Below are 10,484 nucleotides of genomic sequence, written 5' to 3' on the forward strand. Positions count from 1 at the left end.
TCCTGCGCCGACCGAGCCTGAGTCAGCGCCTGCGGCAGATCCACCCGGGGCAGCTTGTCTTCGGTCTGAGGAAGACCGGCACAAGCGGCCAAACCCATTGCGGCGGCTGCCGCCCAGACGAGCCACAGCGCCCCTCTGACTGCTTTTAGGTCCATCGAGAAGACCCCTCACCTGTTGTTGCTGATCGTTCCGACCGGCGCCCTTCCTGCAGATTGGTGCAGGCCTCGCGCTCTTGTGTCGCTTGAATGGCTGCGGATTAAATCGCAGCTCGGCCGGATGAAGCTAGGGCTTCGAGGCCGCCGTTACACAGAATTACTCGTTGAAACAGTCGGTCACCTTATCCCCCCGAACAGGTGAATGCGGTCGCAACGGTCTTGCCTAGACTACGGCCGCTTCTCATCACAACAAGCATCGTCTCAGGGAAGAAAGCCATGCGGCACCGCGCACTGTCGGCGTTCACCTTGCTCGCCCGTTTGCTGACCCTCGGAGCACTGGTGGGCGTCGTCGGTTGCGCGAGTGCCGGCAAGGCGGTCGATGCGGCCGGTGCGCTCACGAGTGGTGCGCTGCGTCTGGTCGGCCTGGCCCCGAAAGACCCGGCCCCGCCCATCGCTGCCCAGACAGTGCGCATTCCCGTGCGGATGCAAGCCAGCGAGTCGCTCAATGTGGATGACCAGGGCCGTTCGCTGTCACTGGTGGCGCGCGTGTACAAGCTCAAGGGAGTCCAGGCGTTTCTGTCCGCACCGCATGAAACCTTCACCTCACCTGCCCGCGAACGCGAGGTGCTGGGAGAAGACCTGATCGAAGCCCGCGACGTTCAGATGCTGCCTGGTCAACACCGCGAGTGGCACGAGATCCTCCCGCCAGACGCGACCCACCTCGGCATCGTGGCTCTCTTTCATCGTCCACCGGCTCAGGGTTGGCGCCTGGCTTTCGAGACCGGGCACGCGGCCAAGACAGGCCTGTCGCTCGGTCTGCATGCCTGCAGTCTCAGCGTCGCGATCGGTCGGCCCATCGGCCCGCCATCGGCTTCGATTCCCCCTGCGCCCGCCCGCTGCCCGGGCGGATGACTTCTTGTAACCCGGACCCACCAACGTGATTCCATCCTCCAAGATCCTCTGGGGTGAGGGCCTCTTCCTCAGACCCCAGCACTTTCAGCGGCAAGACGCCTACCACGAGTGGCGGCTGGCGCAAGTCGCGCAAGTGCTGCACCCCTACGCCTGGGGCGTGAGGCACTTGCGCATCGACGAAGACGCCTTGCAAACCGGCCTGCTGCAATTGCTGGAGCTTCGAGCCGTGCTGCCTGACGGTGATCTCTACGATGCCCCCCGAGACGACCTGCTTCCGCCGGCCCTGTCGCTGACCGATCTGGATCTCCAACAGTCCGAGTTCACGTTCCACCTGTGCGTCGCTCCGATGCGTCGGATGGGGACCAACCATGCCCGCACCGAAGAAGACGAGGGCCTCGAATTGCGGTACCGGCAGGATGGTGACGCGGAAGCCAGCGACTGGTTCACGGATGCTGTCCCGGCCGAAGTGGTGGTCCTGCGCAAAGCGGCGCGCCTGCGTGGCAGTCACGATTTGCGCGAGGACACCGTGAGCCTGCCGCTGCTGCGCCTGCGACGCAAAGGGACCGGCGGCTTCGAAGTAGACCGGCGCTACATCCCGCCATCGGTGGCGATCGAGTCCACCCCGGCGCTGCAGATGCTGCTGCGCCGGCTGCTCGATGCACTGCAGGCCAAGGCCGATGCGCTGATCGGCCTGCATCGCGAGCCGTCGAAGAACATCATCGAGTTCCGATCCGGAGACGTGGCCTCGTTCTGGTTGCTTCACACGGTCAGCACGGCCCATGCCTCCCTGTCCCATCTCGCCCGCCACCCCGGCCTGCATCCCGAGCGCCTGTACCAAGGATTGCTCCAGCTGGCCGGAGCCCTGATGACCTTCTCCAAGTCTTTCACGCTGACCGACCTGCCTGCCTATGACCATCAGGACCCGGGCAGCTGCTTCGCCAGGATGGATCACATCGTGCGCGAAATGCTCGAAGCCGTGATCTCGACACGCTACTTCGCCATTGCCCTGCACGAGAGCAAACCGTCATTCCATGTCGGCCGCCTGGACAGCGAACAGATCCAGGCCTCGACGGCATTCTTCCTCGGGCTATCGGCGGCACTGCCGGGCTCCGAACTCATCGAGACCGCGCCGCTGCGCTTGAAGATCGGCGCACCTGACGACGTGGAGAAGCTCGTGCTGTCGGCCATGCCCGGTGTGCGGCTCATCCATGCCCAGCAGGTGCCGGCTGCCGTACCCATTCGCCCTGGTATGCACTACTTCTCGCTGGAGGCGCGCGGCCCTCTCTACGAACGCATGCTGCAGGCCCAGGCCATCGCTCTGTACACGCCCCAGGGTTGGCCGGACCTGCGCCTCGAACTGATCGCCGTGAATCCATGAGCACGCAGACCCCCACTCTTTTCGCAGACACCGAGCTGATGCCCACATCAGAGTCGCAGCCCGTCCCGCCCGCCCAGGCGGGCAAGCTCGTCGACCTGCTCTATGAGGGCTTCTACATGATCTTCCTGCTGAAGAACAGGCATGGTCCGGTCGACGCTTCGTCCCTGCGAGAAAACTTGCGAGACTACCTCGCCGAATTCGAATGCAACTCTGTCCAGCTCGACGCCAGCGCGGAAGATGTCCACCTCGCCAAGTACGCTTTTTGCGCCCTGGTCGACGAAACGATCCTGACCTCGGGTCTCAAGGTGCGCGAGGATTGGGAGCGCCAGCCCCTGCAACTGCAGTTCTTCGGGGACCAGCTCGCGGGGGAGAACTTCTTCCTCCATCTCGAACGCCTGCGTCAGCAGGGTGCCGCACGCCTGGCCGCACTGGAGGTCTTTCATATGTGCCTGCTGCTGGGCTTCCAGGGCAAGTACCTGCTCGAAGGGCAGGAGAAGCTGGGCTATCTGACCGCCCGCCTGAGCGACGAGATTTCCCATCTGAAGGGCCGCAAGATGGGCTTCGCCCCGCATTGGGCACCGCCCGACCGCGTTCAGCATGTGCTGCACACGATGATCCCCCCATGGATCCTGGCCGCCGGCTTCGCCTGCCTGGGCCTGCTGGCTTTCGCCGGGATTCGCACCATGCTCGACCGGTCCACCCAGGCCGATCTTGCGGCCTACCAACAGCTCATCCAGCTGCCTCCACAGGCGGCACACCTGACGATCACACTGCCGTGAAGACTCAAGGGCTGCCCAAGGCAGTGGCCTGGCGTGGACAGGCTGTCTCATCGTCGTGCCGTGTCGCACACACGCGAGCACGGCACAACTGCCCTTCCAGCCAACCCAGCGTCAGGCAGCGCTGTACCAGCTCGGCCGTTGGAACGCCCGCCTGCACCAGCACGACATCGCGGTTGGAGGCTGCCACCACGGGGCGTTGCCCTGCCGATGCTTGGCGTGGGATCGTCGGCTCGGGTGCAGCCCGCGACATCAGCACCTCGATCACTTCCACGTCCGGATCGGCGGTGCGGGCCACGGGGCGGCGAACCGGTTCACTGGGCGGCCGCCCGGCCCGCAGCACCTCGCGCTTGGCCCCGGAGACCGGTGATTGGGCTGCCGATGACGGCATGCCGGCGACGGGCCCTGCAGCCTGCACCTCGACGGGAGGGCTGTGCGTGGCGGGTTCCTCCTCGGCAAGCTCGATGCGTGCGGCCGACGACGTAGGGGCGGCGGAGGCTGGTGTGCGGTCGTCCTGCAGCGACGGTACCGGCCCGGTCGGGGCATGCTGTGGTGGCCGCCCCTGGGCCAAGGACACCTCCTCGCGCGCGGGTGTGCTGTCGGCCCCCAGGGGCCAGACCCACCACGCCAGCACACTGACCAGCACAAGCGCCACGACCGGCGCCACGCGCCGGCGCCACGTCCGCTGCGATCGCGAGCCAGCATGGCCGTGGCTGACCACCGTCAGGATGCCCTCTCCTTGCCCGGTGGCATCGACCGAAGAGTCGCAGACCGCATCGCGAGGAGCCAAGAGGCTGGGGATGGTCTCTTGCCCTGGTGAGTCCGGCGAAATCTTGTGCATGGATCCTCCCTGTGGCAGTCCATCAGACGTCAAGCCGGGACCGCGCGCGGCGGATTCTAGAAAGGCCGGCGTGATTTGTGGCGCCTCGCAAAACCTCGTTACATCGTGAGAACACGATGGGCTGGATCCTCGTCTGCGTGATTGCCGCCAGCCTGCTCCTGAGTTGGTGGGCCTTGCCGGAGCTGCGCAGCGGCCCGCTCCCATGGGCTCGTCGTCTCAGCCGTGATCTGCTGCAAGCGGGGCGACATCGGGGGCATGCGCCGGGGCGACGACCCGGCCGTGCGCAGCGCATGACGCCGCGAGCGGAGCCGACCTGGCTCTCCGGGATGCACAGACATTGGCTGCGTGTACCGGGGGTCATGGCCGTGCTCATCGTCCCGCCAATGTTGGCCTGGTGGCTGCACGACGGCCGCCGCGTGGCAGAGCTCGGCGTGTCCCATGGGCCGGCAAGGAACGACCAGATTGCCTGGCTGCTGCAGGGCGAAAAGCTGGCTCCCCCACCCTCTTTGCCACCGGAGGTGTTCGCCACGGCGGAAGTCGAAGCGGTCCGACCTCGACTCACGCATGCCAGCCGTGACTGGTCGCTTCTCGACGAGGACTTCCGCCAGCGCCTGCTGCTCGTGTACCGACTGATGCGCGAGCGCCATGGCTACGAGATGGTGCTGATCGAGGGGTATCGAAGCCCGCAACGGCAGGCAGAGTTGCTGGCGCTGGGATCTCACGTCACGCAGGCCGGGCCCGGGGCAAGCTACCACCAGCATGGCCTGGCGGCCGACAGCGCCTTCCTGCGCGATGGCGTGCTGGTGCTCTCAGAGCAGGACCCCTGGGCCCTCGAAGGCTACCGCCTGTATGGAGAACTCGCCGAATCGGTGGGCCTGACCTGGGGAGGGCGCTGGAAGATGCGCGACTACGGTCACGTGGAACTCCGCTCCATCCACCTCGGCCGGCGACACCAACAGTAACAGGTTGCAGGAACTTGTATCGCTAGACTTCAGGCCACAACGAAATCATCCAAGTGCAGGGAGTGCACATGTCACGTCCGTTCATCGTCCTGGGCGACAGGACCAGCCACGGCGGCACTGTCGTCGAAGCCTCGGCATCCACAGACACCCATGGCCGGCGCATCGCACGCGTCGGAGACCGGGTCACCTGCCCCCGCAAGGGCCACGGCCGCCTCACCACGATTGTCACCGGGGATCCCACGATGCTGATCGACGGCAAGCCGGTGGCTCGCCATGGCGACAAGTGCGCCTGTGGGGCGACGCTGATCGCGAGCCAAAGCCTCAGCACCGTCGGCCCAGGCGGGGACGGAGACACATCCGCCCCATGAACAGGCAGCAGTGCCGCTCCCGTGTCTCCTCCGGAGCCTGGGGCCAAGGCAGAGCCGGACAAGCAAGATGGACAGGACGAGGTGACTGAGCAGTACTTCTTCCTGGCTGATGAATTTGGACATCCCTGTGAGGGCTACCGATACGACCTGTTCGCGAACGGTGCGTTGCATGCGAAGGCCAAGGATTTCAGCAGTGGATGTACTACCAGTGTGCAGGGCGTTTGCGAGCTCAAACTGGTCATTTGGCTGAACTGAGATGTCAAAGGTCGACGACGAGACTCGCCAACTGGCGGCAATGGCATACGGCGAGGCATCGCCGGACAACGTGGAGGCCGAGCTGCAGGCTCTGGCCAGCATCTTGGTGCGACAGCGCGACGCGCGCGGATACAAGGACATCGCGAGCTTCGCACGAGGCGAGCCAACCTTTTCATTCGTCGTCAACGACGGGAACAAGCGCTACGCCAAGCCGATGAAGGCCAGCGATCAGGAAATCGAGAAGGACACCGGCATGCGACGTGCAGTCGCCGCCGCCAAGAATGCACTGGCCGGGGGACCGGACATGTCGAACGGCGGTTGGTTCTGGGACGGCGCCGACATCAGGGCCAATTACAAGAACCACTTCAAAGTGAAGCACGGCATCCGCTTTTCGGAGCCATCGCACAACATCTATGGCATCGAGGAGTCGACGAAGGTCGTGATCCTTTACAGGCGGATCAAGGTTCGAGACAAGAACACGGGCACCGTGAGCGTCAAGCAGGGGGAGATCGGCCGCTATGGCCACGTCTACCAATCCACAGCGGCTCACGGCGGGACGATTTTCTGGAGGTTGAACCCCGAGTACCTCCGATTGACACGCGCCAAGGAGTACAAGTGATGCTGCTCTCCCGCGCTTTGCTCGCACCCGCCCTGATCCTCGGAGCATGTGCCATCGCAAAAGAGCCGCCGCGAGAAGTGCTCAGCTCGTGCCTCGCCGCTCGCGTCACGTCGAGTGACATTGCCGCCGAGGAACTTGCGACCTCGCAGGTCACTGCAGACGACGACTTTTCGCCAGGCGTGAAGGCGACGTACTTGATTTCCGCTGGAGAAACTGAAGTCGGATATGGGCAGTCGGAGAACTCGCATGTGTTGATCTATGGTGAACACGTGCTCCGGCTCTCGTCGGCCTCGCTGGCAGCGGGAACCACGGTTTCTCCGAGGCCATTCGATCCTTTCCGCGCCGACTGGATCCAGCTTCGGCGAAGCGGTCGGACCTACCTGTGCGTCAGCTTCAACTTTGATGGAGTGGGGCGAAGCGGCAAGCATCAGGACGTGCGTGCGGCTTACCTGCTCACACCCGGGAGATCCACGCGGCACCGGCCCATGCTGCACTTCACCGTGGGCCCCGTTGCGCAGTCAAGCACGGGTCAGGGGCCGCATCGTCCACACCAAGGCAAATGAAGACCGGGGCCTGGATCTCTGTCACAAGCGCGGGGCTGCGCAGCTGTGCAGTCGCGGGCCAGCCGCCCTCGGTGCCTGTGAAGCACCCTGTCGAGCGCTGGGAGACCTGCTGCTCCCTGCGAGGAGAGTTTTCGTGTGACCGGGAAGCCGACAATGCGCTAGTCGAGGCGATCCATGACGCGTGCGAAAGCACGGATCACGAACCGTTTGTGCGGCAGGACGTGCGTCGGCCCCACACGCTGGCGTCCGATACCTTGGACAGGCACCAGGGATACAACAGATCGAACCGGATCGAAACACCTCCGATTCCTCCTCTGGATGCTGCTGGCCACGTCTCTTCTCCAGGGCGGCACCGTCTGGCACTGGCCGCGGCTTCGACGGGGGCGACCGGGTGCTGTACTTCACCGTGCTGCCGATGGCCCTGTACTGGGCGCGCTCCTGCTGCGCCGCTTGTTGCCGTTACTGGTGAGTGGCGCGCTGTCTGCCTGTGCTGCCGGCGGGAGACTGCCGGAGGATGTCTTACGGTTCATGGAACGCAGGGACGTATGCGACCACTTGCGAGGCGAGTTTTCCGGGGACCCCGAATCCGACAAAGATCGAATCGAAATGACGAACCAAGCCTGCGCAGGCACCGACCGGGAACTCGCCACACTGCTCGCGAGATATCGCCATCACCAACGTGTACTTGAAGCTCTTGGCCAGTATGAGCGCAGCAGCATCGAGTCGAGCACGACAACGCAATATGACGCACGACAGTGATCTTGACGGGCGACCCCCCATGCTGACCGACGGCAAGCCGGTGGCCGGCCATGGCGATCTCACGGCCTGCGGCGCCACCTTGGTCGCCAGCCAGTCCCTCAACACTGACGCCTGACCGTCCCCGCGGGAGTTGCTCAATGCGCAAAAACCTCTGGCTTGGTGCGGCCCTGCTCGGCCTCATGGCGGCCGCGCTGTGGGTCTTCGTGGAACGGCCGTCCGTGCCGGATGGGATGGACGATCGCTGGTGGTCCCTCATCGTGTTGGCCTTGCTCGCCGGCGTGGCGCTGCTAGCCTTCCGTGCGGGCGCTCGCGAGGATCACTCCGCAAGCACGCCGGCTCCGGCCATCGCGTCTGGCGAAGGAGCCGTTGCCACCCCACCCGCGCGGCCGGTGCTGCTGGTGCGCGGCGCCGCCGTTGCCACCCGGTGCGGACACGATCCCGAGGCCGTGCTGCAGGCACTCGGCCCTCAACCGTCGATGCCGGAGCCAGATACGGACTGGCTTGACGACCAGGGGCTGCCCCGTCTGAGCGCCCGCTGTTCCACCCTCGACGTGTCCCGGGTGACCGCCGCATTGACGGCCTCGACCTCAGATGCCGCCGCCGGGCGTCCCGGGCTGGTGCGGGCTCTGGCCCTGCAGGCCGACGCGCTCGATGGCCTGCAAGCCGCTGTGCAAGCTCTGCCCTGCCATGGTGGGCTCGAGGTGCATTGGACCGTGCCGGACCACTGGAACGAAGAAGAACGCCGGAGGGCCCACGACTGGCTGATGAACGACCTGACGGCACGCCTGCCCCCGGATGCCGGCCCCGTGACCATCCGCCTCGTCGGTCCGGCTGGGCTCGGCGCCTCGCTCGATCGGCTGTGCCTGCGGACGCTCGGGCCCGACACGCCCCCATGCGAGTCTCGCGCGACCCTGGTCCTGGCCTGTGACTCGCTCATCGACCCCCAGCAGACCGCCAGCGCAGCCCTCCCCGGCGAAGCCGCGGCGGCCCTGCTGGTCGAGCCGCAGCTTCCCGACGAAACCTTGCCGCAGGAGGGTGTCCTGGCACGTGTGAGCTGGCCCGGCCTTCCCTCCTCGGCCTCCCCTTCGGAATGCTCGCTGCGGGATCTCGCGGCTCAAGTCCTGGACACGGCCTGCGAGGCCACGGTGGTCGGCCGGGTCCTCAGTGACGTCGGGCTGACGGGGCCCGAGGCCCGCCAGGTGCTCGATGCCACCGTCGAACTGCTGCCACAGCTCGATGTGGGCGAACGCCTGTGCCGCATCGGGCTCGCCTGCGGCGATCTGGGGTGCGCCGGACCGCTGGTGGCACTGGCTCTGGGCAGCCATGCCGCGCATCAGGACGGGGCTGCGGCCCTGCTCCTGCTGACCGGCCGACAACCGGCAACGGCCCTCCTGACGCCGATGCGCCCGGCCACCCCCTCCCCTGCCCGTGCAGCCTCGCATTGACTCCTGCCTGCCGATCCATGCAAAGCCTGTTGAACTTCTTCTCGCACCCCCTCACCCTTCGCGTGATGGGCTGGTTGGCGCTGGTGGGTTTCGTGAGCATCGGAACCTGGACTTTCGATCTGCCCGTGAGCTGGGCCCTGGGCGTGCTCGCCATCGTCACGCTGGTGATGCTCGTCCGCTGGGCCTTGCAGCGCCACAAGGCCCGGCGGGCAGCGAAAGAACTCGAGCAGGCCCTGGATGCCCAGCACGCCGAGGTTTCGCGGCTGGACGCGCAACGTCACCGTCGCGAAGAGGTGGCTGTCCTGCGCGAGCGCATGCGGCAGGCGATCCGCACGCTCCAGCGCTCCAGGCTCGGGCAGACCTCGGGGCGAGCCGCCCTCTACGAACTGCCTTGGTACATGGTCATCGGCAATCCGGCGGCCGGCAAGAGCTCGGCGATCGTCAAGTCCGGGTTGCGCTTCCCCTTCTCTGACGATGCCGGAAACATCATCCAGGGCATCGGGGGCACCCGCAATTGCGACTGGTTCTTCACCTCCGAAGGCATTCTGATCGACACCGCCGGCCGCTACAGCGTGCAGGACGAGGACCGGGACGAATGGCTGGGTTTTCTCGGTCTGCTGAAGAAGTATCGCCCCAAGGCACCGATCAACGGCATCGTGATCGCGGTCAGCGTGGCCGAGCTGGCGGCCCAGCGGCCGGAGGCCAACATCCGTCTGGCCAAGCAGTTGCGCCAGCGCATGCAAGAGCTCACCGACACACTCGAGGTCATTGCCCCGGTCTATGTCATGTTCACCAAGGCCGACCTCATCAGCGGGTTCGTCGAGTTCTTCGAGGACCGCGACCGTGGTGAGCGCGAGCGGGTCTGGGGCGCCACCCTGCCCTACGACGAGCAGGGGCGTGCCGATGCCCTCGGGCTGTTCGAACGTCATTTCGACGAACTCTACGAAGGGCTCAAAGCCGCGTCGGTGGCCCGCATGTCCATGCAGCGAGGCGAGAAGCTGCCGCCGGGCGTCCTGAGCTTCCCGCTGGAGTTCGCAGGCCTCAAGCCGGCGCTGTCCACCTTCATCGCGACCTTGTTCGAGGACAACCCCTACCAGTACCGCCCGAGCTTCCGCGGCTTCTACTTCACCAGCGCCGTCCAGGAGGGCGAATCCACCAGCCGGTCCAGCGAACGCGTCGCACGTCGCTTCGGTCTGAGCCTGCAGCCCGGCACCACGGCCAGCGTCTACTCGCATGCCGGCTTCTTCCTGAAGGATCTGTTCACCCGGGTCATCTTTGCCGACCGCCACCTGGTGCGCCAGCACCTCACGCAACCCCGGCGCCGCTGGCGCCAGGCTCGAAGGCGAGAGCTTCCGGACGTACGGAGATGACGAGCCGGTCCGTTGCCGGGAGGCCGTTCGCAGCGACCCTGAACTCAAGCCCCCCAAGCGATCGCAGCGTGACTTCGCCGG

At 65.8% G+C, this 10,484-nt stretch carries 12 protein-coding genes; 11 read left to right on the forward strand and 1 reads right to left on the reverse strand.

The window, feature by feature from the left end; genetic code table 11:
- The first annotated feature begins 353 nt into the window (after positions 1-353).
- Genes tssJ through icmH form a run of 3 tightly spaced genes read left to right on the forward strand, consistent with a single transcriptional unit; the run spans position 354 to position 3,224 of the window.
- Complete coding sequence (gene tssJ / locus ACK42S_RS11945; protein ID WP_409707548.1) at positions 354-1,067, forward strand: type VI secretion system lipoprotein TssJ; 714 nt, start codon at positions 354-356, stop codon at positions 1,065-1,067.
- 25 nt (positions 1,068-1,092) lie between these two features.
- On the forward strand, positions 1,093-2,445 hold the full coding sequence (gene tssK / locus ACK42S_RS11950) for a type VI secretion system baseplate subunit TssK (protein WP_409707551.1): 1,353 nt from the start codon (positions 1,093-1,095) through the stop codon (positions 2,443-2,445).
- On the forward strand, positions 2,442-3,224 hold the full coding sequence (gene icmH, locus ACK42S_RS11955; protein WP_409707554.1) for a type IVB secretion system protein IcmH/DotU: 783 nt from the start codon (positions 2,442-2,444) through the stop codon (positions 3,222-3,224). Before tssK ends, icmH begins: the two co-directional genes overlap by 4 nt.
- A 4-nt stretch (positions 3,225-3,228) precedes the next feature.
- Here icmH and ACK42S_RS11960 read toward each other — a convergent pair whose 3' ends face one another.
- On the reverse strand, positions 3,229-4,062 hold the full coding sequence (locus tag ACK42S_RS11960; protein WP_409707557.1) for a hypothetical protein: 834 nt from the start codon (positions 4,060-4,062) through the stop codon (positions 3,229-3,231).
- Positions 4,063-4,178: 116 nt separating this feature from the next.
- Here ACK42S_RS11960 and ACK42S_RS11965 point away from each other — a divergent pair, with 116 nt between their 5' ends.
- The 8 genes from ACK42S_RS11965 to tssM all read left to right on the forward strand — a co-directional run bounded on the left by ACK42S_RS11965 (position 4,179) and on the right by tssM (position 10,403).
- Positions 4,179-5,024, forward strand: a complete 846-nt coding sequence (locus tag ACK42S_RS11965) for a M15 family metallopeptidase (RefSeq protein WP_409707560.1) — start codon at positions 4,179-4,181, stop codon at positions 5,022-5,024.
- A 68-nt stretch (positions 5,025-5,092) separates the two neighbouring features.
- On the forward strand, positions 5,093-5,392 hold the full coding sequence (locus ACK42S_RS11970; protein ID WP_409707563.1) for a PAAR domain-containing protein: 300 nt from the start codon (positions 5,093-5,095) through the stop codon (positions 5,390-5,392).
- An 81-nt stretch (positions 5,393-5,473) separates the two neighbouring features.
- Positions 5,474-5,647 (forward strand): hypothetical protein, encoded by a 174-nt coding sequence (locus ACK42S_RS11975; protein WP_409707566.1) that lies wholly within the window; start codon positions 5,474-5,476, stop codon positions 5,645-5,647.
- Between the two features lies 1 nt (position 5,648).
- Complete coding sequence (locus tag ACK42S_RS11980; RefSeq protein WP_409707569.1) at positions 5,649-6,266, forward strand: hypothetical protein; 618 nt, start codon at positions 5,649-5,651, stop codon at positions 6,264-6,266.
- Positions 6,266-6,829, forward strand: a complete 564-nt coding sequence (locus ACK42S_RS11985; protein WP_409659831.1) for a hypothetical protein — start codon at positions 6,266-6,268, stop codon at positions 6,827-6,829. Before ACK42S_RS11980 ends, ACK42S_RS11985 begins: the two co-directional genes overlap by 1 nt.
- Before the next feature lie 742 nt (positions 6,830-7,571).
- Positions 7,572-7,703, forward strand: coding sequence for a PAAR domain-containing protein (locus ACK42S_RS11990; protein ID WP_409707572.1), 132 nt, complete (start codon positions 7,572-7,574; stop codon positions 7,701-7,703).
- Positions 7,704-7,767: 64 nt separating this feature from the next.
- Positions 7,768-9,033, forward strand: coding sequence for a hypothetical protein (locus ACK42S_RS11995; RefSeq protein ID WP_409707575.1), 1,266 nt, complete (start codon positions 7,768-7,770; stop codon positions 9,031-9,033).
- Positions 9,034-9,050: 17 nt separating this feature from the next.
- On the forward strand, positions 9,051-10,403 hold the full coding sequence (tssM, locus tag ACK42S_RS12000) for a type VI secretion system membrane subunit TssM (protein ID WP_409707578.1): 1,353 nt from the start codon (positions 9,051-9,053) through the stop codon (positions 10,401-10,403).
- Positions 10,404-10,484: the final 81 nt, after the last annotated feature.

The sequence above is a fragment of the Caldimonas sp. genome, assembly GCF_046289365.1.
Classification (GTDB): Bacteria; Pseudomonadota; Gammaproteobacteria; order Burkholderiales; family Burkholderiaceae_C; genus Caldimonas.

Bases quoted from the DNA above. Each gene is read 5' to 3' on its own strand.
- icmH (WP_409707554.1), top strand. From the start codon at position 2,442: ATGAGCACGCAGACCCCCACTCTTTTCGCAGACACCGAGCTGATGCCC.
- ACK42S_RS11960 (WP_409707557.1), bottom strand. From the start codon at position 4,062: ATGCACAAGATTTCGCCGGACTCACCAGGGCAAGAGACCATCCCCAGC.
- ACK42S_RS11965 (WP_409707560.1), top strand. From the start codon at position 4,179: ATGGGCTGGATCCTCGTCTGCGTGATTGCCGCCAGCCTGCTCCTGAGT.
- ACK42S_RS11970 (WP_409707563.1), top strand. From the start codon at position 5,093: ATGTCACGTCCGTTCATCGTCCTGGGCGACAGGACCAGCCACGGCGGC.
- ACK42S_RS11980 (WP_409707569.1), top strand. From the start codon at position 5,649: ATGTCAAAGGTCGACGACGAGACTCGCCAACTGGCGGCAATGGCATAC.
- ACK42S_RS11985 (WP_409659831.1), top strand. From the start codon at position 6,266: ATGCTGCTCTCCCGCGCTTTGCTCGCACCCGCCCTGATCCTCGGAGCA.
- ACK42S_RS11990 (WP_409707572.1), top strand. From the start codon at position 7,572: ATGACGCACGACAGTGATCTTGACGGGCGACCCCCCATGCTGACCGAC.
- ACK42S_RS11995 (WP_409707575.1), top strand. From the start codon at position 7,768: ATGGCGGCCGCGCTGTGGGTCTTCGTGGAACGGCCGTCCGTGCCGGAT.
- tssM (WP_409707578.1), top strand. From the start codon at position 9,051: ATGCAAAGCCTGTTGAACTTCTTCTCGCACCCCCTCACCCTTCGCGTG.